Genomic DNA, 24,204 nt, shown 5'->3' on the forward strand with positions numbered 1-24,204 from the left:
GCCATGTAGGTGGTGGAGGACATTCCACTGTTCCAGGTCACCCCCGGGAGCGGGAACGTGGTGGTGAAGAGCCCCTCGCCCGAGAGGGCGGGGCCCGCGTAGACCACGGTCCCGCTCCCGCAGGTGTCCCCGACCGCGCTCACCCCGTCGCAGCTCTGCTGCGCGGTGAAGGTGATCGCCTCGCGGCGGACGCACTGGACCGCCCGGCCCGATGACTTCGTGGTCGGGGTCAGGGACCCGGCCCCGATGTCGAACACCTGCGCCGCCGTCTGACCCGTCTCCGTCGAGGTCCAGATCGCGCCGGAGGCGATCGCCGTCGGCAGCAGCGCCCGGTTCCGGTGCAGCTCGTAGGCCTCGTGAGAGGCCGGAAGGTACCAGTCGTCGTACCCCCCGTAGGACATGCTCGCGCAGGATTCGGCGGCGATATGCGCCTGCGTCCCGGAGTTGGCGGAATCGGAGTCCCGCAACAGGAGGGCGGCGGTGTTCGCGGCCCCGTCCGTCCCGGACATGACGTTGGTCATGGTCATGTAGGTGGTGCTCGACATCCCGGCGTTCCAGGTGACCGCCGGCATCTGCACCGTCGTGGTGTAGATGCGGCCGCCGGACAGGGCCTCGCCCGCGAAGACGATCCGCCCGTTCCCGCAGAGCCCGCCCACCGCCGTCACGCCCGCACAGTCCGTCGCCGCCACCAGCGCGGCGGCCCCCTTGCGGACGCACTGGACCCCCCGGTGCTGGTTCTTCGTCGTGGAGGTGATGGCGCCGGTCGCCAGGTCGATCGCGCTCGCGATCGTCTGGCCCGTCTCGGTCGAGGTCCAGAACACGCCGGACCCGACCGGGAGGGAGGACCGGTTCCGATGCAGCTCCGCCGCCTCAAGCGATGCGGGGAGATGCCAGTCGGAGTACCCCCCATAAACCAGGCTCGCGCAGACCTCCGCGGCCGCATGCGTCTGTGTCAGCGCGTTGGCGCTGTTCGCGTCCGCCACCGCCAGCGCGGCCGTGTTCGCGGCCCCGGTCATGCCGGAGGTCCGGCCCGTCACGGTCATGTAGGTGGTCGAGGACAGACCGTCGTTCCAGGGGTGGGCCGGGAGGGAGAAGGCGGTGGTGAAAAGCGGGCCCCCGTCCACGCTCTCCCCCGCCATCACGATGTCGCCGGAGCCGCAGGTCTGGCCCAGCCCGGTCAGCCCGTCACAGGGCGCATCCTCCTGGGCCGGGACCGGGCCGCGCCGGACGCACATGAGGGCCCGCGCGTTCGACTTCGTCACGGCGCTGGTCGCCCCGGTCCCGAGGTCATAGGCCATGGCGGCCGTCTGCCCGTACTCGCTTGAGGTCCAGAACGCGCCGGTCTTCACCGGAAGCGCCCCCTTGTTCAGGAACAGGGTGTGGATCTCGGCGGACCCGGGCAGGTACCAGTCGCTGTACCCGCCGTAGACCATGTTGTGACAGGCCTCCGCGGCGGCGTGAATCTGCGCCCCCGTATTCGCGGTGTCCGCATCGCGGACCGCGAGCGCGGCGGAGTTCGCCTCCCCGTTCACGCCGGACTGCACATTCGTCAGCGACATGTAGGTGGTGGAGGACATTCCACTGTTCCAGGTCACCCCCGGGAGCGGGAACGTGGTGGTGAAGAGCCCCTCGCCCGAGAGGGCGGGGCCCGCGTAGACCACGGTCCCGCTCCCGCAGGTGTCCCCGACCGCGCTCACCCCGTCGCAGCTCTGCTGCGCGGTGAAGGTGATCGCCTCGCGGCGGACGCACTGGACCGCCCGGCTCGATGACTTCGTGGTCGGGGTCAGGGACCCTGCCCCGATGTCGAACACCTGCGCCGCCGTCTGACCCGTCTCCGTCGAGGTCCAGATCGCGCCGGAGGAGATCGCCGTCGGAAGCAGCGCCCGGTTCCGATGCAGCTCATAGGCCTCATGCGCCGCTGGCAGATGCCAGTCCGAATACCCCCCATAGGACATGTTCGCGCAGGATTCTGCGGCCACATGCGCCTGCGCCCCGGAGTTCGCGGAATCGGAATCCCGTGACAGGAGGGCGGCGGTGTTCGCGGCCCCGTCCGTCCCGGACATGACGTTGGTCATGGTCATGTAGGTGGTGTTCGACATCCCGGCGTTCCAGGTGACCGCCGGCATCTGCACCGTCGTGGTGTAGAGGCGGCCGCCGGAGAGGCTCTCCCCGGCCAGGATGATGTTGCCGTTGCCGCAGACCCCGCCGACCGCGGTGATATCATCGCAATCCGTCGCCGCCACCAGCGGCGCCGCGCTCTTGCGCACGCATTGCACCGCACGCGTGGTGGACTTAGTCGTGCTGGCCAATGCCCCGGTCGCGATATCGATCGCGTTCGCCGTGGTCTGGCCAGTCTCCGTGGAGGTCCAGATAACCCCGGAGCTGACCGGGAGGGATCCCCGGTTGCGGTGCAGCTCCGCCGCCTCGATGGAGGCGGGGAGGTACCAGTCTGAATAGCCCCCGTAGACCAGGCTCGCGCAGACCTCCGCCGCCGCATGCGGCTGCGTCAGGGAGTAGGCCGTGTTCGCGTCTGCGGCCGCGAGCGCGGCCGTGTTGGCCGAACCGGTCATCCCGGAGGTCAGGTTGGTCAGGGTCATATAGGGGGTGGAGGTCATCCCGTCGTTCCAGGCGTGAGCCGGGAGCTGGAAGGCGGTGGTGAAGAGGTATCCCCCGTCCACACTCTCCCCCGCAAGGACCACGTCCCCGGCGCCACAGGTCTGGCCCGGGGAGGTAAGCCCGTCACAGGGCGATTCCGGCTGTGCCGGGACCGGGCCACGCCGGACGCAGATCAGGCTGCGGGCGGTGGATTTGGACACCTCAGAGCTGGCCCCGGTGCCGATGTCAAAGCCGCGCGCCGTGGTCTGACCATATTCGCTGGAGGTCCAGATCGCACCGGTCTTCACCGGAAGAGCCGCCTTGTTCAGGAACAGGGTGTGGGCCTCCGCGGAGGCCGGAAGATACCAGTCCGAGTACCCCCCGTAGGTCATGTTTTCGCAATACTCTGCCGCGGCATGTACCTGGGTCCCACTATTCGCGGTGTCCGCGTCGCGGACCGCCAGGGCAGTGGTGTTCGCCGCCCCGTTCACCCCGGACTGCACGTTCGTTATCGCCATGTCGCTGGTGGTGCTCATCCCGTTGTTCCAGGTCACTGCCGGGAGCGGGAAGGCGGTGGCGAAGAGCCCCTCGCCCGAGAGGGCGGGGCCCGCATAAATGACGCCTCCGGTCCCGCAGGTCTCGCCGACCGTTGTGACCGTTTCGCAGGGTTTGGACGGGGTAACCGCCACCGTCCCGGAGCGAACGCACTGGATCGCCCGCGTCGTCGACTTTGTTGTGGGGGTAAGGGCGCCAGTCCCCGTCTCGAAAGCGTAGGCTGCGGTTTGGGAATACTCGGATGAGGTCCAGACGGTCCCCGGAGAAACCGGTATCGAGGCGGCGTTCCGGAAGAAAAGATAAGCCTCAAGCGCTGAAGGGAGATACCAGTCATCAAATCCGCCATGCGTCAGGTTCGCGCAGACCGCGGCGGCGCGGTGCGACTGGACGCCTGAGGTGGCTGTGTTTGCATCCGCAGAAACAAGAGAGGTCGTGTTTTGAGCGCCTCTCGCACCTGACATGATGTTGGTCAGCGACATGTAAGTGGTCGACGTCATGCCGTCGTTCCAGCTGGTCGCCACAAGCGTCACATCCGTGGTGAACAGCTTGCGCCCGCTCAGCCCATCACCCAGGTAGACCACGTTCAGTTCCGGGCCGCAAAGATCACCGACGTTGCGCGCCGCATCGCACTCGCTCGAGTTCTCCTCGATCGTGATCACGTAATCCTTGACCGTCTCGACGAGCTGCGCCTGGGCGGGGGCGTCGGCGAGGAGGGCCGCGAGGCCAAAGAGGGCGGGGCGGAACATCTGGCTCAGACGGGTCATGCTCCGGTCTCCTCAGTACTGACGGGCGCGGATCTGGAAGGCGTACTCGCCCGGGGTGGTCGGGGTCCCGGAGATGACCCCGGTCAACGGGTCCAGGACGAGACCGGGCGGGAGCTCCCCGGAGGAGACCTCAAAGGTGATAAGGCTCAGGCTGGTTCCGGAGGGGGCGTTCGGCCAGATCTCGAGGCCTGACCGCAGGTTGAAAAAGAACGGGACCGTCTGCTCGGCCGTCTCCGGAAAGGAGGCAGGTAGACTGATACCGCACTCCCCGTAGCGCGGGTGCTTCTGCTGGGATTTGCGCAGCGGCGGGTGCCGACCGTTTTCACGCCCCATCAGACCGGGAGGCTCCTCGTTGAACCGACGCATGCACCAGCGGCTCATGTCCGTCTGCTGGGACAGGGCCCCGTCAAACAGGTCCGTCATGGCGAGCACGTTCTTGATCTGCATCCCCCAGCTTGCCAGATTCTGAGAGAAGTTCGGCGCGTCCTGGAAGGTCCGATTCAGGTTCTCAACGCTCGTCGGGAGGGTCGTCGGCAGAGCGACAAGTCTATCATTCCCCTTGAAGGCGGCGTCGAGGGATCTGATCCCCACGTTCCCCCAGCTGATAACACGGGAAACCGTATTGCCGGTAGGCGAGGAGACGCCGGGTCCGAACTGCGGAACCGTCCCGGAGATCCGCACCTGGTCCCCCGGCCCCGCCTCCGGACAGCTGACGCTTCTTCCGGCCCCCTGGACGATCCGAAGACAGGCGTTGTTGGCCGCGATCGACCCCCAGTCGATCACCGCGTCCACCGGCTCACCGGCGTAGCCGTAGAGATGAAGGGTCACCTGCGCATGTGCGGAGGGGGCCGCGACAGCGGCCCCCATCAGGAAGGAAAGGAGTGCGGCCTTGAAGCGATACATCGCTCGTCTCCATTTTTCGCATTTATAGGCGAAAAATGGGCGACGTGCAACGGGGGCGTTCAGGAGTCCGTCCGGGTCACTGTTTCCGTGACCGCCTTCTTCTTCAACGCGAAGTAGCGCGAGTAGCCCCCCTCATCGCGGATCACCCGCTTCGACCCGATCACGAAATGCCGGCCCGCGTTCATCACGACCACCTGATTCAGATGGAGCTTCTTGGCGATGAACAGGTCCGCCGCCAGGCGCATCCCGTCGTTGTAGACCCGGTCCCCCTTCTTCGAGACGAGGACCAGAACGCCCGTCTTCGGGCTGTAATGGGCCTCCTCGGCCGCCGGGATCTGGTCCAGGAGGGTCTCAACCGCCCCCTTGGCGTCCTCCACGTAGCGGACGGCGGCCGCCTCCGTGGCGGGGCCGACGTAGGTCGTCTTGCACAGGCCGAACAGGGTCGGCTTGCAGACGTAGTCCGAGGCGGCCGCGGGGGACGCGCCGGCGAGCATCAGGACGAGGGGGAGAACAAGCGAATTCATCGGAGGGCTCCTTTCCGGGATTTGTGCGAAAAAATCTACCCAATATGAACTGTTGATGCAATATGTTTGCGAAAAAGATTTTCTATAGTTGGCGTCGTGAGACACGATGGAGTGCGGCTCCCAGACGGCTGCGCAAAAAAATTTCTGGCTGTCGTTTCGTTTTTTCGCATATCGCGCCTATGCTGAATCAGGCACAGAAACAGAGGAGTTCGCCATGACCGACCAGAAACCCGAGAAGAAGAGCGACCGCGACTGGAGCACCCGTGTGGGGACGGTCAAGGAGGGCTCGATCGAGACCTTCACGACCAAGGGCGGCGAGGAGGCGCTGCGCGCCATCGTCGTGAACGCGGAGGGCAAGGAGTCCATCGTCGAGGCGTTCGGCGCCCCGGCGCAGGAGAAGCTGCGCGCCGCCGCCGACGCGGACAAGCCGATGGTGTTCCGCGGCCCCGCCTACTTCACGGAAGGCAACGTCCCCCACGTGATGATCGCCACCGTCTCCGCGCAGGCGGAGCCGAAGGCGGACGCCCCGGCGAAGACCGCCGAGGAGATCGAGGCGGAGAAGGCCGCCCGTGCCGAGGCGAACAAGGCGCGCGCCGCCGAGCGTAACGCCTCGCGCGTCGCGGTCGAGGCCGGCTCGGTCGGGATCGGCGACACGGTCGAGAAGGACGGGGTGAAGCACGAGGTCAACCACGTCGGGGAGACCTTCGAGCGTGACGGGAAGCAGGTCGCCTACGCCTATTTCGGAGAGCTGGGCGCCGAGCTGGCCGCGAAGGCGGCCGAGAAGGCCAAGGAGGAGGACGCCAGCCCGTCCATGTGATCGGCTGCGTCTCCCCGGCGAGACCGGAACACCGGAACGGGCGCTTCGGCGCCCGTTTCTTTTTCGAGAGGGGGACGGGCACGTCTTCGCATAGGCCGGTCCATGGGTTAGACTGGTTTTCGAGACCGGGCAGAAAAGACGCCTCGCCCCCTACCTGAAGGAAGGGGGGTGCGGCGAGTTTTGCTCAATCCTCGCCGATCCTTCCGGATTTCCGACAGGAAGCGCGCCGTCGGCGATCCGGACCTGGAGCGCATGCGCCGAGCGCCGCGCCGCGGCGCCGGGGACGGAATAGGCGGCCGGACAGAGGAACCGACCCCGTTCGAGGTCGGAGATCAGGACCAGGAGCGCGCCGAGCCCGCGCCCGCGCCAGACGGGGGTGACGAGGGGCAGCCCGCTCCGGATACAGGCGACCGGCTCCTCCTGGACCAGCAGAACGAGATCGCGAAACGGGCGGTCCGTCGCGAGAACGCGAGCCCCGCGCAGCCCGGGCACCTCGAGCGGTCTGAACCGGTCCGGATCCGACCAGGCGGTCCGGTCCGCAAGGAACCGCTCCGCCTCCCGGATCTGCGCCCTTTGGAGCGGGCCGGTCTCCCCCTCCCCCAGCACCGGCAGGTCCCCTAGATACTCCCGCAAGGACCGCAGGTTGTGCCCAGCGACCCGGACCGCGGCTGCGAGCGCCGGGCAGGTAGGGTCGAGACCCGGACAGGAAGACAGGAGGGGGTGTTCGCCCATCAGGCGTCCAGGATCGCGTCCCAGAACCCGCCCGTCCCGCGCATCGCGTAGGGGGCGCTGCGCAGAAGGTCCTCCAGCTCAGAGGCCCAGGCCCGGGCCCAAGCGTCCCGGAAGGGCTCTCCGGAGAGATCGGCGGAGGGGGCCGGCAGGGGGCGCAGGTCCACGGTGATCACCCCGCCCTCCCCGGGCAGGACCCGCGGGAAGACGGTCGGGACGTTCAGCCGTTCGGAGATCCGGGCACAGAGGTCGGAGACCGGGACTTCGCGATCGAAGAGCGGCACCCGGCGCGGACGGGGACCCGGGACCGCGTCCGCGGAGACGGCGACCGCCTCCCCACCCCGCAGCCGGGCCGTCAGATCACGCATGGCCGCGGTCCGGGAACGCCCCTCAACCGCGATCAGGTAGTCGGAGAGACCGGGCAGGTCGAGCAGGGTCGCGGGGGCGGTCAGACCGAAACGGACCCCGGCGGCCAGGAGGGCGAGCGGGGCCGCGTCCATCAGGCCCGCGTGGGCGGAGGCGATCAGGACCCCCCTGCCCCGCAGATGCATGTCCATCACCATCCCCTGCGCCGCCTCGGAGAGCCGGACCCGGTAGGTCAGCTCGCGGATCCGGTCAGGACGGGTCTGAACCCAGGCCAGAAGGGTCCGGTCGAAGGCGATCAGCTCGCGCGCCTGCCAGGGGTCCGGGTCCTGGCCGGTCACCCCGGCCACCCATCCCAGGCGGGAGGCGGGGGCCGGGTCCGCGGACACGAAGCGGGAGGGCTCCTCGAAGAGCTCATCCGCGGTGTCCGGAAGACGTGCCTCCAGGAACGGCAGCCCCTCCCGATAGACGACCCGTGCCGCTTCCCGCTGTCCGCTGCGCGAGAGCAGATCGACGAGATGACCCCGGGCCGTGTCATCGGTCGGGTCCCGTTCGAGAAGAAGTCGCAGGGGACGCGCGGCCCCCTTCAGGTCATCCGTCAGCTCCCGTGCCCGGGTCTCCAGAAGCAGGAGCTCGCGGGTCCTGTCCGCCTTCGGGACCCGGCGGAGGGCGATCAGCGCCGCCTCCGGGCGTCCGGTGGACAGCGCGGCCCCCACGAGAAGGGTGACGACCGGGACCGCCGGGGCATTCCCGGGGATCAGGGTCAGGGCCGCGGCGGCCGCCTCAAACACCCCCTCCGGGTCCCCGAGCGCCTCGTGGCAACGGGCAGCGAGAAGGCGGTCATCCCCCGTCGGGAGGTCCCCGATCAGGGAGAGGGCGACCCGGACCGACCCCGCCTCGAGCAGAATCCGCGCCGCACGGCGGCGCATCGCGTCGCTCACCCCGGTGAGGCCGCCAACCCGGGTCGCGATCAGGCGCGCCTCCGTCCCCCAGCCGGCCCTCTCCAGAACCTCGAGCAGGACCCCGATCAGCTCACAGGCCCCCTCATCGGTCCGCTCGCGCAGAACGACCCGCTTGGCGAGCTGATAGGCCCGGTCCGCCGTCTCCAGATCAAGATCCCGGTCCAGAGACTGGCGGAAGGACTCCGCCAGGGACCGGTCGTCCCAGCCGGCCCCGACGAGCCCGCTCAGCATGTCCATCGGGTCGCGCGCCGTGGACGCGGCGAGCGTGCCCCCCTGCTCCGGGGTCAGGCCTTCGGTAACGGCGGGGTCCGGCTGAACGTTCTGTTCCAGTAGGGTCACCCTGATGCTCCTTGCATGGATGAGCCCCCCGCAGCGACCCGGGTCGCCGGCAGGAGGGGTGTTGAGAGGACGGGACGGACGGACCGGCCCGGGCATGGTGATGAAAGGAGAACGGTGGGTTCAGGGGGGCGAATCTGACGGCCACGGACAGATAAGCGTTTATTTTTTCGCATATCCTCTGGCACGGATCGTCCCCTCCTCATCCGGTCTCTGCCCCTGTCGGGCCCGGATGATCGCGCCTGTCGATCGGGGATATTGGAGCGGGTGAGGGGAATCGAACCCCCGTATTCAGCTTGGGAAGCTGCTGCTCTGCCATTGAGCTACACCCGCATGTCCGAATCCCTATCCGGATTTCTTTTTTCGCGCAAGCGCATTTTTCGCAAACCCGATCAGATCTCGGGGCTGATCTCCGGGTCTGGTGCCCCCTCCCCTGCGAGCCCCCTCGGGGAGGCGCGCCTGATCAGGGCTCAGGTGACGGGTCCGGCGCGACCCGCGCCCGCTCCCGCCAGTCGCAGGGGGCGAGGAGGTCCGGGTCCACGGTGAGCGGGCTCGCCGAGAGGACGTAGACGTCCTCGCGCCAGTCCGCCGGGGGGATCTCCGCCGCCCGGAAGATCTCGTTGAAGTCCTCCGCATGCACCCCGTGCCCGGTCGGCACGTAAAGATGCAGCCGGTCGACCCCGAGCTCGGTCGCGCTCACCCCGTACTCCTCCGCATAGGCCTCAAACGCGCGCAGCGCGTCGACCCGGTCGGGGTATTTTTCGGAGGCCATCAGGATGTCCAGGATCACCTCCCGGTCCGCGAAGGTGTTGGCCCAGAGGTCCGTGCAGGTGCGCCAGACCGGCTCCGGGGCGGTGACGCCCGGTCGCGGCTCCCCCTCCTCCGTCCAGAACGCGTCATGATCCTCGTCCACGTGTCCCATGCGCCAGACCCCGGGCGTGTCCGCGTAGGCGGCCGGGGAGGTGTTGCCGACCTGGACGATGACGAGCCCGGCCTTCTCGAAATAGGCCCGCGCCCGCGCATCAAGCCCGTCCGCGTAGTTGATCTCGAAATCGTCCGCCCCGCCGAGGAGCGCGCGCAGCCCCTCGTTGAACCCGTCGATCCGGAACCAGTCTGCCATGACGAGGGTCCCGGACGGGAGGCTCAGCTCGAGGTGACGGATCGAGCGTGGCGCCTCGATCGGCGGGAGCGGGACCGGGGCGGAGCCGTAATCGGCCGGGACCGCGCAGAGGACCGGGGTGAGGAAGGACTCCCCCAGCATGAACCTCTCGCTGGTCTGTCGCCCCTGAAGGTCCATAAACCCGATATTGTCGGTCGTCTCCTCCTCCGCGTAGGCGGTGATGATCCGGGCGCAGGCGTCTCGGAAGCTGGTCTCCACGTCGGCCCGCTCAACCGGGACGTCCCTGCTCCCGGAGTCGTATCTCTCGCCCGGATGGTGCCGTTCCCAGACCCGCCGCTCCATCTCGACGACGGCGCGGATCAGGCAGTTCGAGACGGTCTTGAAGCCGGGGGAGTCCGCGAGCCGGTACTCCCCGTACCGGTCCTCCCGGTCCCGCGCCTCCGGTGGCGCGTCATAGGCGCCGGCGATCCAGCGGTTCCAGGCCTCGAGCGGGCCGACCCCACGCGGCCCGTTGTTGGGACAGGGGGCGAGGAGCCCATCCGCGCGCAGCTCCTCGAGGAACCCGCGGGTGACTTTGAGGAGGGCCTCGTCGAACGCCTTGCGGGCGTCAAACGCATGATAGGCCGGGATCAGCCCGTCCGTGATCGGGAGGTCCCGTCCGAGCAGGAGCCCGTCAAGGGCCCCATCGCCGAAATGCCGCTCCGCGACCCGCCGGATCCGCTCCTCGCGCGCGACCAGGGCCTCGACGCGGGCAGAGACCCGCGCGAGCAGGTCCGGACCGACCGGGCCGAGACCGCCCTCAATCCCGATCACCTCCCCCTGGGACCCGAGCCGGAACCGGCCCAAGGCGGGTAGGCGATCCGGCAGGTCCGCCCCTTCGAGCACCGTGTCCCGCATGAGGGGGGCGGTGGCGTCCGGGACCGGGCGAAGCCGCTCTGATCCGGTCAGGGGCCCGGCCCCCGCCCGCTCACCGCAGAACCAGGTCCGGCCGAGCCGGTCGAGGAGGAGGACCCCCTCCTGCGGCGCGGGCCGGGTTGCGGCCCGGCAGCGGCTCACCCCGAACCGCTCCCCCCTGTCCGTCTCGAAGAGGACGTGCAGCGCCCCGTCCCGGGTCTCCTCGGCCGGGACCCCGTCGAAGGGGGCGTCGCTCACCCGGACCGCGCTCAGCCGGAACCGGGCCGGGCGGCCCCACTTCTCCACCCCCTCGACCTCGAACACGTTGTAGGGGTCATGCCGCCCCGCCCGCGCGAGCCGGAGGCTGAGCCCCACCACCGCCCCCTCGGCGAGATCGGGCGCGCGGCGAAGGGGCGGGTAGTCCGGGAACCGGGACTTCGGGTGGCGCATCGGGTCGGCTCCTCTGAGTTGATGGCCGAGCATAGGGGTGGCGCGCGAAAACCGGAACCGGATCAGGGCTCCGGCGCGGGGACCGGCGTGAGCGCGGTCGGGAAGATAAGCGCGTCGAGCGCGCGCTCCGCGACCTCCCGGTCCACCTCCGGGTCCGGGAGTCGGGGCACCTCCTGCTCGAGCCGGATGAGCTCGGACCCGATCCAGCGGTCGAGGACCGGGAAGCGGCGATGCGCCTCCCCCTCCCCGAGGGCGGTCTTCCAGTCGAGGAGGTCCTGGATCGCGGCGTCGACCGGGGCGGCGACACGGGTCTGCGCCCGGAGCCGGTCGAACCGGACCGGCGGGGCGGCGCCCGGGGTCGGATGATCGAGCATCCAGTTGGCGGCGAGGAGGGAGCGGACCGCGTAGAGGTACTTCTTCCCGCGCGGCTCCCCGGGGCCGGAGAGGTAGTCGCAGACGGTCTTTTTCGCAAGGCCCCGGTAGTGATGTGCGAGCACCCGGGGGGAGGACTGCGCGGTCAGAACGCGGAGCCGCTCCAGGAACCCCGGATCCGCCCGATAGGTGATCGTGCCCGCGGCCCATTCGCAGAGCTGCGGGTTCGAGGCGGCGGCGAGCCGGAGCGTCTTCGGGAGGGACCAGCCGACCAGGTCGATCGGGACCCCGGTCCCGTCCTCCCGATAGGGAGTCATCTGCTCGATCACGTCCCGGCCCGGGAAGAGCCGGAGCATCCGGTCGAGCGGTTCCTGGTAGACGAAACGCACGTCGAAGTCGGAATCCGGGGAGGCGAACCCCCAGGCCCGGCTGCCGGACTCCACCGCCATCAGGATCCGGACCCCGTGGCGCCCCTCCAGCTCGTCGAGGAGGGCGTTGACCCGCCCCATGTCCCGCTCTGACACCATCGCAATCCCCACACATTCTCTAGGCTTTTCCTTTCTCGCATATTAGGCTCAGCCAGACCAGAGGGAGATGTCCGCATGCGGCTGATCGCGATCGACACGGAGACGACCGGGGCCTCCCCCGCCAGGGGGGACCGCTGCGTCGAGATCGGCGCGGTGGAACTGATCGACGGCCGCCTGACCGGGCGGACCTTTCAGACCTATCTGAACCCGGACCACCCGGTCGCCTGGCAGGCGCAGCGGGTGCACGGGCTCACCAACCGGTTCCTGGCGGACAAGCCCCGCTTCGCGGAGATTGCCCCGGACCTCCTCGATTTTATCGGGGACGCCACCTGCCTGGCGCATAACGCCCGGTTCGACCGGGACATGCTCCTCTACGACTTTCGCCACGCGGGGCTCCCGGTCCCGACGCTGCGCTTCTTCGACACGATCCCGTTCGCGCAAGCGCGGGTCCGCACCCCCTCCTACCGGCTGGACCAGCTCGCCCTCACCCTCGGGGTCCTGAAGAAGGGACGGGGCCTGCACGGGGCGCTCGAGGACGCGGAGATCCTGGGCCGGGTGGTGGAGGCGATCGAGACGCGACAGCCCGGCGCGCTCGCCGCCTGGATGCGCGGTTCCGCCCCCCTGAGCCCGCTCCCGAAAGGGTGGCAGGCGCCCCCTGCCCCGCCGACCCGACTGGCCGCGGCGAGGCCTGAACCGTCAGAGCGGGCCGCACCGCCCGGCCCGACCGCCCCGCAAGCGGCGTCGGAGGAGGCGCGGGAGGCGGACCGGATCGCCGCCCTCGTTCGGGCAGCACTCGACGGGGCGCCGGATCTGGCCCTCTTCGCGGAGCGGCTCACGTCGGCCGGGGTCCTTATGCGACCGGTCATCAACGGGGAGCTCGCGCTGCACGGGGTCCGCTTCTCCACCCCGCGCGCCTCCTTCACCGGGGGTGCGATCGGGCTCACCGGGCCCGCGCTGGAACGGGCCGGGCCCGCCTACCGGCACCCGGAGCACGCGGGGCTCGTCGCCCGGCTCGTCGCCGCGCATGACGCGGTCATGGGGCCGGTCACCGCCCTGAAGGGCCGGTTCACCGCGACCCCCGCAAGCCCCATACCCCCACAGACGGACGAGGCCCGACGGCGGGTTCACGCCCTGATCACCGAGGCGATCCCGGGGGCGACCACCGTCTTCGATCTGGCCGCCCGGCTCGAGAAGGTCGGGATCCGCGCCGAGACCCGGATCGACACGAAACGGATGCGGGTGAGCTCCGTCCTCTTCATCTCGGAGGGGGCGCGGGTCCCCGGGTCCGCGGTCGGCCTCGGGCCGAAAGACCGGACCCCGGACTTCTGGTCCCTCGCCACGCCGGAACCGGTCCGGATGGCCCCGGACGGGTCCTTGATCGCACCGATCGAGCTCTGCCCCAAGCCGGTCACGCCGACCCGGATCGGCGAGGGGCTGAACCCCGGCGTGGCGGAGCTGATCGCGGACCTGAACCGGGGCGCCTGTGAGATCGGACCTGAGACGGTCCTGAGGATCCGTTCCGGCCGGGACGCCTGGAGCGGGTTCCCGGAGGCGGCGCTCCGGGAACTCCTCGCGGGAGCGCATCCGCTGGAGGAGCTGGACGCCCTCTTCACCCCCCTGACCGGACAGGACCGGGGCTCCGCCCTGCGCTGGGTCTGCCGCGGGCTCGACCCGCAGCTCACCCTCGCGTTCCACCAGACCCGCCAACTGGTCTATGAGGCGCGCAACGCGGAGCGGGCCCAGGACGCCACACCGGAGCCCTGATCCTCTTCCCATCATTTGCGAAAACCTTTATCTTAAAGATTATCCCGTTCCGGAGAGGAGGACCCATGCCTGATTTTCGAGCCCGACCCGCCCTCCTGCTGCAAGAGAAGGGCACCTTCGCCACGTTCCGCCTCACCCCCGCGATGACCGTCCCAGGGGAGGAGCATCTCCTCGCGGAGCGGGACCTGCTCGAACGGATCCGGGCCGCCCTCCCTGAGGGGGTGATCGCGCATCCGACCGGGCCCGCCTACGGAGACCTGATCGACCCGCCGGGACCGGAGCCCTTCGCCGAGAAGCCGCCGACCACCATCGAGGGCCTGGTCAGCGCCGAGACCCACTGGGCCCGACTGACCGCGGCCCGGGACCGGCTCGACCGGGCCGGGGCGACCGGGACGGCGGAGATGATGGGGGTCCCCGCCGGCTGGGTCCGGCTGATGGAGGGACTCGCGGAGGGGCTCGCGCCGCTTCTTGAGGCGGAGCCGGGGGCGCGTCTGCATTTCCGCCAGATCAAGGAGAAGTTCGGGACGCTCCGGGTCTACACCACCCTCGACGGGTCTGAAAATTTCACCGCCCAGGCCAGAGAGGTCATCGACTGGGCGACGGCGGCCAGCGAGGAGCGCTGCGCCCTGACCGGCCGCCGCGGCTACGGGGACCGGGCCGGCTGGTTCCTGATCCTCTGCCCCGAGGCGATCGGATGGCGGCGGACACAGCGGGACGCGTTTCACGCGGCCCTCTACCCCGCCCCGCCGAAGGCGGAGCCGGACGCGCCCGCCCCCTAGAACATCCCCGGCCCTCCGGGGCCGGGAGGGATTTTCGACCAATTTCGGAGTATCTCATGAGCCTTTCCACCGACGCCCTGATCTTCGGGCTGGGCTATCTGAACGGGCCCCGCGCCCGCCTCTCCTTCGGCGGGGAGGGGGCGGAGATGCGGATCACCCCGCGCGCCCGGGCCGCGCTCGACGAGCTGATCGCCGCCGGCTACGCGGAAACCGCGGATCCCGACTGTCAGACCCCGGGCAGGGAGTTCTATCGGGGGGCGGCCAGGGAGCCGCATCTGGGGCAGCTCGCGAAGGAGGCCGGTCTTGACCCGTTCACGCTGGAACGCTGGACCAGCTTCGAGCGGATCGGGGCGGAGCCCTCCCCTTGCCCGTGATCACGGTCGGGCCGGTCCCGGAGCTGCTCGAGCAGCCCCTCATCCCCCCGCCCCTGCACGGGCTGAACCCGCGCACCATCATGGGAAAGACCGCCTGGGACGAGGCGCGCCGCCGGGTCTACCGGAAATATGGGTTCACCTGCGCCGCCTGCGGCGTGAACGGGCGCGACGCCTTCCCGATGACCCGGCTGGAAGCGCATGAGCGGTTCCGGGTCGACTACCCGGCCCGGACCATGGAGCTGATCGGCATGGAGCCGGTCTGCCCCGCCTGCCACGCCTTCGTCCACGGGGGGCTTCTGGAGATTCGGCTCCACTCCGGCCAGGTGAGCCGGGCGCTCGGGCGCCGGATCCTCGAACACGGGATCGGGGTCCTCGGGCGGATCGGGGGGACCGTCCCGCAGGCGGCCGACCACCTCTGCACCCGGCTCGGGGTCCGTCACGCGCTCCGGGTGGCTTCGCCCCCGCCCCCGACCCCCTGGTCCGGCTGGCGGCTCCTCTGGGAGGGCCGAGCCTACCCGTCCCCCTACCCCGCTGAGGCGGACTGGCGGCGCGCTATGCGGGACGCCTGAACGCGCCGGGACCGCCCGATCTTCGGGCAGGTCGACGCCTTGCGGGGCGGGCATTGCTGCGTTGCAGCGTAAATTCTTGTGCGAGCGCAGCATATGTGCGAATTTCGGACCCGAAAGGGATCTCCGATGGCCACCCAGACCGCCAGCACAACCGACCTTCCCCTCTGGGTCCCGTTCAGGGTCCGGTTTGTGCGCGCCCTCGCCTATCGCCGGGCGCTGCGCCTGCTCGCCAGATCCGGGGTGCGGGGCGCTGAGGCGCGGCTCCTCGCGAGAGAAATCGCAGCACGGGTCCGCGGCTGATCAGGGCTCAGGGGTCTCCGGCCCGCCCCGCGCGTTCAGGACCTCCGCGAGCCAGGTTTTGGCCACGCTGATCCGGATCGGCTCCCCGACCATCCGGTCCTCGTCGATGATTCCGCGCAGGAAGACCGCCGCCTCGATCCGGGTGTTGGCGTCCTCCGGCTCGCCCGCGTCCACCTCATAGACGAGCGCCTCCGCCGGCGCGTCCGGCCGGGCCCGGCGCAGCGCCTCCCCGAAGGCCTCATGCAGGAGACGGTCCGCGAATTCCGGGGCCGGGACCCGCGAGAAGGGCCCGAGTTCCTCCCGGACCGGCTCGCTCCCGACCCTCTTCCGGACCGTGATCTCGAAATCGTCGATCTGGGCGATCGGGATGATCTGGTGGAAGACGTCCAGCGCCGCCTCCTCCGGGTCCGGGCGGACGGCGAGCCGGCCCGTCAGGGTCAGCCCGTAATCCCCTGCGAGATCCCGGTCCTGCGGGTCGAGCCGGTCCTCCGGCTGTCCGCTCCGGACGTTGACGATCAGGCTGCACGTGCTCTTTCGCATATGGGCTCTCCTTGCTCGTTCAGACGATAGGCGCTCCGCCTGAAAAGGCCGACAGCGGTTGCGGGCTGATGAGATGTTCCTTAAAGGTTCTCCTATCATGTTTGATCCGAAATTCGAAGAGGGGTTTGCCCTCTACATCATCTGGGCGCGCCCGATTTCGGGCGGGATGCGCACGCTCGCCGCGGGCGGGTTCAACGCGATGATGGCCGCCTGGGAGGCGGTCCAGGCAGAGTGCCCCACGGAGGAGCTCACGCTCCAGCACCGGGCGCGCGTCCTGCGCTCCCGGCCGCCCCTGATCCAAACCGGTCCGGACAAGGGCGTCACAGGCCGAGGTCCGTGACGGCGCTGTGACACCCCGTTGTGACACCACTAAACCTCTGAAAAGCCTTATATTTATTTATATTTATGAGACGTGTCACAGAAATAAAGATATATGTTCACGCGCATGCACATGCACGCGCCCATACACGCCCGCACATACACACACGCGCCAAACACACTCATCCCGATTTTCGTTGTGACACTGTGACAGTTTGAAAATAAAGGATTTTTCCGTCACAACGGTCCGTCACAGCGAAATCTTGTGACGCTTTCCGTCCAGAAGACCCCCGTTCGAGCAGGTCTCGGGGCGCGGTTCTGGTGGAGAAAACGGGCTGTCTGATCGGTTTTTCATTGCGTCGCTATCAAGCGATCATTATCCCTTTACGGGACGGATAGCGAAGTCAGGACACCGGATGACGCAGACGACGGACCCGCTTGACCAGCCGGTCAACGTGAACTTCAAGATGACGGAGCGGGACCGCCGCGCCTTCAAGATCTGGTGCACGCAGAACGGGCTCACCCTGACCGAGGGGTTCCACTCCGGGATCGCGCTCCTGCGGGAGCTGCGGGCCCGGCTCGGCCCGGAGCCGGCTGACGTCCTGCTGGGGCTGATCGAGGCGGCGGACGGGTTCCTGATCGACAAGGAGCGGGAGATCCGGGTGGAGCGGCGCGGGCCGGACGCCTGGGCGGTCCGTGAGGGGGCATCGGTCGTGAACCGGGACGGGGGTCGGGAGCATGAGCCGATGCCGTCCTCGCGGGACGAGGCGTTCATCGCGCGGACCCGGTTCCCGCTTACGGAGGCGCTGAAGATCGCGCGGGCGCGGGCGGGGGTGGGTGAATGAGCCTCAAGCTTGAAGACCTCAAACCGGGCGCCCGCGTCTCCGGCCTCACCCCGGACGGCCCGGTCGAGCTGATCGCGGCCACCTGGGTCGGGTCCGACACGCTCACCGCCATCTTCCGGACCACCGCGGGCGGGATCGCGGAGCGGACCCTGTTCCGGGACGACGAGGCCCGGCTGTCCCTGTCCGAGGCGGGCCGGAACTGGTCCTTCGAGGCGGACGGGGAGCTCCTGCGGCTCGTCACGGAGGCGACCCGGATCCAGCTCGCCCACCATTTCGACCCGTATCTCGCGATCCACACGAGCCGGGTCATCCCGCTCCCGCACCAGATCTCCGCCGTCTACGGGGAGATGCTGCCCCGCCAGCCGCTCCGGTTCCTCCTCGCGGACGACCCGGGCGCGGGGAAGACGATCATGGCCGGGCTCCTGATCCGGGAGCTGGCGGCGCGCAGCGATCTGGACCGGTGCCTGATCGTGGCGCCCGGGAGCCTCGTCGAGCAGTGGCAGGACGAGCTCGGGAACAAGTTCGGCCTCGAGTTCGAGCTCCTGACCCGCGACATGATCGAGGGGTCCCGGTCCGGGAACGTGTTCAAGGAGAAGCACCGGCTGATCGCCCGGCTCGACGTCCTGTCCCGCAACGAGGACCTCCAGCAGAAGCTCCTGGACGCGGAGGAGTGGGACCTGATCATCGGGGACGAGGCGCACCGGATGAGCGCCACCTATTTCGGGAACGAGGCGAAATACACGAAACGGTACCAGCTCGGGCAGCTGCTCGGGAAGGTGTGCCGGCACTACCTGCTCATGTCCGCCACCCCGCATAACGGGAAGGAGGCGGACTTCCAGCTGTTCATGGCGCTCCTCGACGGGGACCGGTTCGAGGGCCGCCCCCGCGAGGGGGTCCACGTCACCGACGCGTCCGACATGATGCGCCGCCTGACGAAGGAGGAGCTCCTGAAGTTTGACGGGCGGCCCCTGTTCCCGGAGCGCCGCGCCTACACGGTCAAGTATGACCTGTCCCCGCGCGAGGTGCTCCTCTACGACGCGGTCACCGAATACGTCCGGGACGAGATGAACCGGGTTCAGCGGTTCGCGGAGGAGGACGGGCGGAAGAAGAACAACGTCGGCTTCGCCCTCCAGATCCTCCAGCGCCGCCTCGCCTCCTCCCCGGCCGCCATCTACCAGTCCCTCAAGCGGCGCCGGGAGCGGCTCGAGGCGCAGCTGGCGGAGGTGACCCTCCAGGGGCGCGCCCGCGTGCTGCGCGGGGATGAGGACGGGTACCTGCCCGAAGAGCTCGACGAGCTGGAGGAGTATGACCAGGCGGAGCTGGACCGGGTCGAGGACGCGCTCGCCTCCTCCGCCACCTCGGCCGAGAGTGCCGAGCAGCTCCGGCTCGAGATCGCCACCCTTCAGCGCCTCGAGGCGCAGGCGCTGGACGTGCTCCGGTCCGGCGAGGACACGAAATGGACCCAGCTGGACCGGATCCTTGATGACGAGCTGATGCGGGACCCGAAGGGGAACCGGCGCAAGCTGATCATCTTCACCGAGCCGAAGGACACCCTGTTCTACCTGCGCGACAAGGTGACGAACCGGATCGGCCGGCAGGACGCGGTCGAGGTGATCCACGGCGGGGTGACCCGGGACGAGCGGCGCAAGATCGTCGAGCGGTTCATGACGGACAAGGACCTGCTGGTCCTGATCGCGAACGACGCCGCCGGGGAGGGGGTGAACCTCCAGCGCGGCCACCTGATGGTGAACTACGACCTCCCCTGGAACCCGAACAAGATCGAGCAGCGGTTCGGCCGGATCCACCGGATCGGCCAGACGGAGGTGTGTCACCTCTGGAACCTGGTCGCCCACGAAACCCGCGAGGGGGAGGTCTACGCGCGGCTCCTCGACAAGCTGGAGGAGGCCCGCAAGGCGCTCGGAGGCCGGGTCTACGACGTCCTGGGGGAGCTGTTCGAGGGGGTCGCCCTGCGCGACCTGCTGGTCGACGCGATCCGGTACGGGGAGCAGGACGAGGTGAAAGCGCGGCTCTTCCAGCAGGTGGACACGGCGGCGGACAACGCCCGCCTGATCGAGCTGCTCCAGAAGCGGGCGCTGACGAACGACAGCATGCCGGCGGCCCGGGTCCAGGAGATCCGGCTCGCGATGGAGCGGGCGGACGCGGAGCGGCTCCAGCCGCACCACGTCCAGTCCTTCTTCCTCGAGGCGCTGAGACGGCTCGGCGGGGACGTCCGGGACCGGGAGCCGGGCCGGTGGGAGATCCTGCACGTCCCCACCATTATCCGGGAGCGGGACCGGCAGATCGGCTTCGGCGCCCCGGTCCAGAAGCGCTATGAGCGGGTCTGTTTCGAGGGGGACAAGGTGGACCAGCAGCCGGTCGCCACCTTCCTCTACCCGGGGCACCCGCTCATGGACGCGGTGATCAGCCTGGTCCGGGAGCAGTACGGGCACCTGATGCGCCAGGGGGCGGTCCTGGTCGATGACACGGACGAGGGGGCGGAACTGCGTGCCCTGTTCCTCCTGCGTCACCAGGTGGAGGACGGGCGGGTGAACGCCCGCGGGGAGGCGAACGTGATCTCCGAGCGGCTCCAGTTCGCCAGCGTCGGCCCGGACGGGACGGTCCGGAACGCCGGGATCGCGCCGCACCTGAACCTGCGCGCCGCGACCGCGGCGGAGATCGGCCTGTGCCGGCCGGAGCTGGACGCGGACTGGTTCCGGCGGGACCTGGAGCCGACCGTGCTCGCCTACGCGACCGCGCATCTGGCCCGGGGCCATCTCGACGAGGTCCGGGACCGGCGCCTGCCCGAGATCGACAAGGTCCAGCGCGAGGTGGAGGCCCGGCTCAAGGCGGAGATCAAGTACTGGGATAACCGGGCTATGGAGCTGCGGGAGACGGAACGGGCCGGCGGGAAGGCGCGCCAGGGGTGGCAGAACGCGCAGCGCCGGGCCGACGCGATCAGCGACCGGCTCCAAGCCCGCCTCGCCCGGATCGAGCGGGAGCGGTTCATCTCCGCCGCCGCCCCGAAGGTGCAGGGAGGGATGATCGTCCTGCCGGCCGGGCTCCTGCGGGCCCGGGAGGCCGGGACGAGCGCGTCCATGTTCTCGCAGGACGCGGAGGCGCGCCGCGCGGTCGAGCTGGCCGCGATGCGGGTCGTGATGGAGACGGAGCGGGCGCTCGGGAACGAGCCGCGCGACGTGTCCGCGGAGAAGATCGGCTACGACGTCTGCTCGCTCGACCCGGACACCGGGCATCTGCGGTTCATCGAAGTGAAGGGGCGGGTCAACGGGGCGGACACGGTGATGATCACGCGCCAGGAGCTGATCACCTCGCTGAACAAGCCGGACCAGTTCATCCTGGCCCTGGTCGAGGTGGTGGACGGGGCGGGTCAGCCCCCCCGATACGTGCGCGGCGCGCTCGACACCCGTGAGCCCCCGTTCGGGCATAACGCGATCCAGTTCAGCCTCCGGGCGCTGGACGCGCGCGCCGAACCCCCACGATGAGGAGCCCCATGCAGATCACCATGTCATCCGCCGAGGCGCTCCAGATCATCGACCGCAGCTACGCGGGCGGGAGCAAGCCGATCTCCATCAACACGCGCCCCGCGGACGCCCAGTCCCCGGACTGGTGGCGGACGCGCGGGAGGACGGAAACGGTCGGACAGGACCGGAAGCGGGTCGCGCTCGACCTCTACCTTCACATCGCGTCCCGGGCCGCCGAGGCGTTGCCGCCGGACATGTTCCCGGCCGCCTTCCTGTTCAGCGACAAGGCCCGGTACCGGCCCGACAAGGGGCTGATCAAGGCGCTGCTCCAGGTCGGGGCGGTCGAGACGCAAGAGATCCGGGGCGAGCTCTGTTTCGCCCTCACCGCCCGCGGGCGAGACATTCTGGGGAGCCGCACATGAGCCTGACCTACAAGAAGAAGCTGATCGAGGTGGCCCTGCCGCTCGAGGCGATCAACGCGGCCTCCTCGCGTGAGAAGTCGATCCGGCACGGGCACCCGTCCACCCTGCACCTGTGGTGGGCGCGTCGGCCTCTGGCCGCCTGCCGGGCGGTCCTTTTCGCCCAGCTGGTCGATGACCCGTCCGAGCACGTCGATGCCCTCCTCGCGGACCCCAAGACCCGCGCGGCGGCGGAGACGGAGCTCGCGAAGCGGGTCCACGCCTGGGAGGAGCGTCAGGGGGACCGGTCCGAGGACGCGGTCGCCGCCCCGAAGCCGACCCTCCCGGAGGTGGTCGCCGACCTCGAGCGCAAGCGGCTCTTCGCGATCATCGAGGAGCTGGTGAAATGGGAGAACTCCACGAACGAGGAGGTCCTGGAGCGGGCCCGGGCCGAGATTCGGCGCTCCTGCGGCGGGGAGCTCCCGCCCGTCTATGACCCGTTCTCCGGGGGCGGGTCGATCCCGCTCGAGGCGCAACGGCTCGGCCTGCCCGCCTACGGTTCCGACCTGAACCCGGTCGCGGTGATGATCGGGAAGGCGATGATCGAGATCCCGCCGAAGTTCCGCGGGATGGACCCGATCCATCCGGGGATGCCGGAGCGGAACCACTACCGGAACGCCGAAGGGCTCGCCGAGGACGTGAAGTACTACGGGGAGTGGATGCGGGAGCGGGCGTTCGAGCGGATCGGGCACCTCTACCCGGAGGTGGACCTGCCGAAGGAGTACGGGGGCGGGCAGGCGACCGTGATCGCCTGGATCTGGGCCCGGACCGTGCCGAGTCCGGACCCGGCGTTTTCGGACGTTCAGGTGCCGATCGCGTCTAGCTTCCTCTTAAGCACCAAGCCTGGAAAGGAGGCTTGGGTGGAGCCGATCGTCGATAAAGCGTCGAAGACGATCACCTATCGGATCCGTCACGGCGGGACGAAAGCGGAGATCGCGGCTGCGAAAGAGGGGACCAAGGCGGGGAGAGGCGCGAACTTCCGGTGCATCGTTTCAGACACAGCAATCACCATAAAGCATGTTACGTCGTCTGGCACATCTGGAAGGATGGGTCAGACTCTCATGGCGATTGTAGCGGAAGGAAAAGGCGGGCGGACCTATCTGGCGCCTGATGCTGGACATGTGAGAGCGGCAATGTCCGCTATTCCCGAATGGCGACCTGAGGCACTGATGCCGGAGAATCCCCGATGGTTTTCCCCACCGGCCTATGGGATGACCACCTTCGGAGATTTGTTCACGGACCGCCAGCTGGTCGCGCTGAACACTTTCTCCGACCTGGTTCACGAGGCGCGGACGCAGATCGAGCAAGACGCCTTGACGGCCGGTATGGATTCGGATCAGACCCCGCTCCGGGATGGTGGACATGGGGCGAAGGCCTACGCCGAGGCGGTGAGTGTCTATCTGGCATTTGGTATTACGAAATCGACGGACTACCATTCCTCCATAACCACATGGCACAGCGGTCGAGAAATCATTCGGAACACTTTCGGCCGACAGGCCCTTCCTATGACTTGGGATTTTACCGAGGCAAACTTCTTCTCATCGTCTACGGGTAACTGGTCCAATAGTATCGAATGGGGCGTAAAGACTCTGAATGCATTCATGCCGAAAAATGATGGTGTAGAAATACAACATGACGCGCAAAGCGTTGATTACCCGAAAAATACGGTCATCTCAACCGACCCTCCCTACTACGATAACATCGGCTACGCCGACCTGTCTGACTTCTTCTTCACCTGGATGAAGCCGGCCATTCGTCCGGTCTATCCGGACCTCTTCGGTGTCATGGCGACCCCTAAGGCGGAAGAGCTGGTCGCGACCCCGTACCGGCATGGCGGACGTGATGCGGCCGAGTCCTTCTTCATGACCGGCATGAGCCGCGCCATCTCGAACATGGCGCGCCAGTCCTCAGCGGATTACCCCGCGACGATCTACTACGCCTTCAAGCAGTCCGAGATCGATCAGGAGGGGATCAGCTCAACCGGCTGGGCCACCTTCCTTCAGGCGGTTGTCGAGGCCGGGTATGCGGTTGTCGGAACCTGGCCTATGCGGACCGAGATGGCGAACCGGATGATCGCCTCCGGCACAAACGCCCTCGCCAACTCCGTCGTCCTCGTCTGCCGGAAGAAGGAGGCGAGCGCCGAGGTGGTCACCCGGGCTGAGTTCGTCCGGGCCCTCAAGCGGGAGCTCCCCCCGGCCATCGCGAAGCTCCAAGCGGCCAACATCGCCCCGGCCGACATGCCGCAGTCCGCGATCGGGCCCGGGATGGGGGTGTTCTCGCGCTACGCGGCGGTCCTCGAGTCTGACGACAGCCCGATGAGCGTCAAGACGGCCCTCCAGCTGATCAACGCGGAGCTGGACACGTTCCTGTCGAACCTGACCGGGGACTTTGACGCGGAGACCCGGTTCGCGGTCACCTGGTTCGAGCAGTTCGGGTATGACAAGGGGGAGTTTGGGACCGCCCAGTCCCTCTGCCAGGCCCGCGGCCTCGCGGTGGACGCCGTCAAACACGCCGGTATCATCGAGAGCGCGGCCGGGAAGGTCCGGCTCCTGAAACGGTCCGAGCTGGACGACGGGTGGGACCCGAACACGGACCCGCATCTCACCGTCTGGGAGTGCCTCCAGTACCTGGTGCGCGCGCTCGACGGGGGGGAGGAGAACGCGGCCCGGGTCCTCAGGAAGATCGGCACGGACCGGGCCGGGGCCGTGAAGGACCTCGCCTACTACCTCTACGACCTCGCCGGAAACAAGCGGCGCGACGCCCAGGAGGCGACCGCCTACAACGCCCTGATCGCCCTCTGGTCCGACCTGACCGGCCTCGCCGCCACCGTCAGCGACGACGCCGAGCGTCAGGCCTCCCTCTTCTGA

General features: G+C 68.8%; 19 protein-coding genes and 1 tRNA gene. 11 read left to right on the top strand and 9 right to left on the bottom strand.

What is annotated here, in order from left to right; all coding sequences use genetic code 11:
* The 3 genes from C8N34_RS26195 to C8N34_RS03160 all read right to left on the bottom strand — a co-directional run.
* On the bottom strand, window positions 1-3,914 hold a 3,914-nt coding region (locus C8N34_RS26195; protein WP_170120531.1), incomplete at its 3' end, for an Lcl C-terminal domain-containing protein.
* A gap of 12 nt (window positions 3,915-3,926) precedes the next feature.
* Window positions 3,927-4,817 carry a putative Ig domain-containing protein gene (locus tag C8N34_RS26635; RefSeq protein ID WP_199750651.1) on the bottom strand — a complete coding sequence of 297 codons (891 nt, stop codon included), beginning with the start codon at window positions 4,815-4,817 and terminating at the stop codon, window positions 3,927-3,929.
* 59 nt (window positions 4,818-4,876) lie between these two features.
* A complete protein-coding gene (locus tag C8N34_RS03160; protein ID WP_108127651.1) occupies window positions 4,877-5,341 on the bottom strand; it encodes a hypothetical protein in 465 nt (154 codons plus the stop codon).
* Between the two features lie 214 nt (window positions 5,342-5,555).
* Here C8N34_RS03160 and C8N34_RS03165 point away from each other — a divergent pair, with 214 nt between their 5' ends.
* Window positions 5,556-6,158, top strand: a complete 603-nt coding sequence (locus C8N34_RS03165) for a hypothetical protein (protein ID WP_145693539.1) — start codon at window positions 5,556-5,558, stop codon at window positions 6,156-6,158.
* Window positions 6,159-6,308: 150 nt separating this feature from the next.
* On the opposite strand, the gene C8N34_RS26200 is transcribed toward C8N34_RS03165, so the two are convergent.
* From C8N34_RS26200 to C8N34_RS03190, 5 genes are all read right to left on the bottom strand, one after another.
* Complete coding sequence (locus tag C8N34_RS26200; RefSeq protein WP_158640465.1) at window positions 6,309-6,890, bottom strand: hypothetical protein; 582 nt, start codon at window positions 6,888-6,890, stop codon at window positions 6,309-6,311.
* On the bottom strand, window positions 6,890-8,551 hold the full coding sequence (locus tag C8N34_RS03175) for a hypothetical protein (RefSeq protein WP_108127655.1): 1,662 nt from the start codon (window positions 8,549-8,551) through the stop codon (window positions 6,890-6,892). The genes C8N34_RS26200 and C8N34_RS03175 overlap by 1 nt, the downstream gene beginning before the upstream one ends.
* A gap of 256 nt (window positions 8,552-8,807) precedes the next feature.
* Window positions 8,808-8,881 (bottom strand) — tRNA-Gly (locus C8N34_RS03180).
* Between the two features lie 130 nt (window positions 8,882-9,011).
* Window positions 9,012-11,012 (bottom strand): hypothetical protein, encoded by a 2,001-nt coding sequence (locus tag C8N34_RS03185; RefSeq protein ID WP_108127657.1) that lies wholly within the window; start codon window positions 11,010-11,012, stop codon window positions 9,012-9,014.
* A 62-nt stretch (window positions 11,013-11,074) separates the two neighbouring features.
* Window positions 11,075-11,893: a nucleotidyltransferase domain-containing protein gene (locus tag C8N34_RS03190; protein ID WP_158640467.1), complete on the bottom strand. Its 819-nt coding sequence runs from the start codon at window positions 11,891-11,893 to the stop codon at window positions 11,075-11,077.
* A gap of 93 nt (window positions 11,894-11,986) precedes the next feature.
* Here C8N34_RS03190 and C8N34_RS03195 point away from each other — a divergent pair, with 93 nt between their 5' ends.
* From C8N34_RS03195 to C8N34_RS26205, 5 genes are all read left to right on the top strand, one after another.
* Window positions 11,987-13,675: an exonuclease domain-containing protein gene (locus tag C8N34_RS03195; protein ID WP_108127661.1), complete on the top strand. Its 1,689-nt coding sequence runs from the start codon at window positions 11,987-11,989 to the stop codon at window positions 13,673-13,675.
* 65 nt (window positions 13,676-13,740) lie between these two features.
* Complete coding sequence (locus C8N34_RS03200; protein ID WP_108127662.1) at window positions 13,741-14,454, top strand: hypothetical protein; 714 nt, start codon at window positions 13,741-13,743, stop codon at window positions 14,452-14,454.
* 56 nt (window positions 14,455-14,510) lie between these two features.
* A complete protein-coding gene (locus C8N34_RS03205; protein WP_108127664.1) occupies window positions 14,511-14,828 on the top strand; it encodes a hypothetical protein in 318 nt (105 codons plus the stop codon).
* Window positions 14,819-15,397, top strand: coding sequence for a hypothetical protein (locus C8N34_RS03210; protein WP_108127666.1), 579 nt, complete (start codon window positions 14,819-14,821; stop codon window positions 15,395-15,397). The genes C8N34_RS03205 and C8N34_RS03210 overlap by 10 nt, the downstream gene beginning before the upstream one ends.
* A 126-nt stretch (window positions 15,398-15,523) precedes the next feature.
* Window positions 15,524-15,697 (top strand): hypothetical protein, encoded by a 174-nt coding sequence (locus C8N34_RS26205; RefSeq protein ID WP_158640469.1) that lies wholly within the window; start codon window positions 15,524-15,526, stop codon window positions 15,695-15,697.
* Here C8N34_RS26205 and C8N34_RS03215 read toward each other — a convergent pair whose 3' ends face one another.
* Window positions 15,698-16,237 carry a hypothetical protein gene (locus tag C8N34_RS03215; RefSeq protein WP_108127668.1) on the bottom strand — a complete coding sequence of 180 codons (540 nt, stop codon included), beginning with the start codon at window positions 16,235-16,237 and terminating at the stop codon, window positions 15,698-15,700.
* Between the two features lie 97 nt (window positions 16,238-16,334).
* On the opposite strand from C8N34_RS03215, the gene C8N34_RS03220 reads away from it, so the two are divergent.
* The 5 genes from C8N34_RS03220 to C8N34_RS03240 all read left to right on the top strand — a co-directional run bounded on the left by C8N34_RS03220 (window position 16,335) and on the right by C8N34_RS03240 (window position 24,204).
* A complete protein-coding gene (locus tag C8N34_RS03220; protein WP_145693540.1) occupies window positions 16,335-16,577 on the top strand; it encodes a hypothetical protein in 243 nt (80 codons plus the stop codon).
* A 394-nt stretch (window positions 16,578-16,971) separates the two neighbouring features.
* On the top strand, window positions 16,972-17,400 hold the full coding sequence (locus C8N34_RS03225) for a hypothetical protein (RefSeq protein WP_108127672.1): 429 nt from the start codon (window positions 16,972-16,974) through the stop codon (window positions 17,398-17,400).
* Complete coding sequence (locus C8N34_RS03230) at window positions 17,397-20,900, top strand: helicase-related protein (RefSeq protein ID WP_108127674.1); 3,504 nt, start codon at window positions 17,397-17,399, stop codon at window positions 20,898-20,900. The genes C8N34_RS03225 and C8N34_RS03230 overlap by 4 nt, the downstream gene beginning before the upstream one ends.
* 8 nt (window positions 20,901-20,908) lie before the next feature.
* Window positions 20,909-21,301, top strand: a complete 393-nt coding sequence (locus C8N34_RS03235) for a hypothetical protein (RefSeq protein WP_108127676.1) — start codon at window positions 20,909-20,911, stop codon at window positions 21,299-21,301.
* Complete coding sequence (locus tag C8N34_RS03240; protein WP_108127678.1) at window positions 21,298-24,204, top strand: DUF1156 domain-containing protein; 2,907 nt, start codon at window positions 21,298-21,300, stop codon at window positions 24,202-24,204. The genes C8N34_RS03235 and C8N34_RS03240 overlap by 4 nt, the downstream gene beginning before the upstream one ends.

Source organism: Gemmobacter caeni, assembly GCF_003054195.1.
Classification (GTDB): Bacteria; Pseudomonadota; Alphaproteobacteria; order Rhodobacterales; family Rhodobacteraceae; genus Gemmobacter; species Gemmobacter caeni.

Bases quoted from the DNA above. Each gene is read 5' to 3' on its own strand.
- C8N34_RS03205 (WP_108127664.1), top strand. From the start codon at position 14,511: ATGAGCCTTTCCACCGACGCCCTGATCTTCGGGCTGGGCTATCTGAAC.
- C8N34_RS03240 (WP_108127678.1), top strand. From the start codon at position 21,298: ATGAGCCTGACCTACAAGAAGAAGCTGATCGAGGTGGCCCTGCCGCTC.
- C8N34_RS03160 (WP_108127651.1), bottom strand. From the start codon at position 5,341: ATGAATTCGCTTGTTCTCCCCCTCGTCCTGATGCTCGCCGGCGCGTCC.
- C8N34_RS03235 (WP_108127676.1), top strand. From the start codon at position 20,909: ATGCAGATCACCATGTCATCCGCCGAGGCGCTCCAGATCATCGACCGC.
- C8N34_RS03195 (WP_108127661.1), top strand. From the start codon at position 11,987: ATGCGGCTGATCGCGATCGACACGGAGACGACCGGGGCCTCCCCCGCC.
- C8N34_RS26200 (WP_158640465.1), bottom strand. From the start codon at position 6,890: ATGGGCGAACACCCCCTCCTGTCTTCCTGTCCGGGTCTCGACCCTACC.
- C8N34_RS03220 (WP_145693540.1), top strand. From the start codon at position 16,335: ATGTTTGATCCGAAATTCGAAGAGGGGTTTGCCCTCTACATCATCTGG.
- C8N34_RS26635 (WP_199750651.1), bottom strand. From the start codon at position 4,817: ATGTATCGCTTCAAGGCCGCACTCCTTTCCTTCCTGATGGGGGCCGCT.
- C8N34_RS03225 (WP_108127672.1), top strand. From the start codon at position 16,972: ATGACGCAGACGACGGACCCGCTTGACCAGCCGGTCAACGTGAACTTC.
- C8N34_RS26205 (WP_158640469.1), top strand. From the start codon at position 15,524: ATGGCCACCCAGACCGCCAGCACAACCGACCTTCCCCTCTGGGTCCCG.
- C8N34_RS03200 (WP_108127662.1), top strand. From the start codon at position 13,741: ATGCCTGATTTTCGAGCCCGACCCGCCCTCCTGCTGCAAGAGAAGGGC.
- C8N34_RS03185 (WP_108127657.1), bottom strand. From the start codon at position 11,012: ATGCGCCACCCGAAGTCCCGGTTCCCGGACTACCCGCCCCTTCGCCGC.
- C8N34_RS03190 (WP_158640467.1), bottom strand. From the start codon at position 11,893: ATGGGGCGGGTCAACGCCCTCCTCGACGAGCTGGAGGGGCGCCACGGG.
- C8N34_RS03230 (WP_108127674.1), top strand. From the start codon at position 17,397: ATGAGCCTCAAGCTTGAAGACCTCAAACCGGGCGCCCGCGTCTCCGGC.
- C8N34_RS03165 (WP_145693539.1), top strand. From the start codon at position 5,556: ATGACCGACCAGAAACCCGAGAAGAAGAGCGACCGCGACTGGAGCACC.
- C8N34_RS03215 (WP_108127668.1), bottom strand. From the start codon at position 16,237: ATGCGAAAGAGCACGTGCAGCCTGATCGTCAACGTCCGGAGCGGACAG.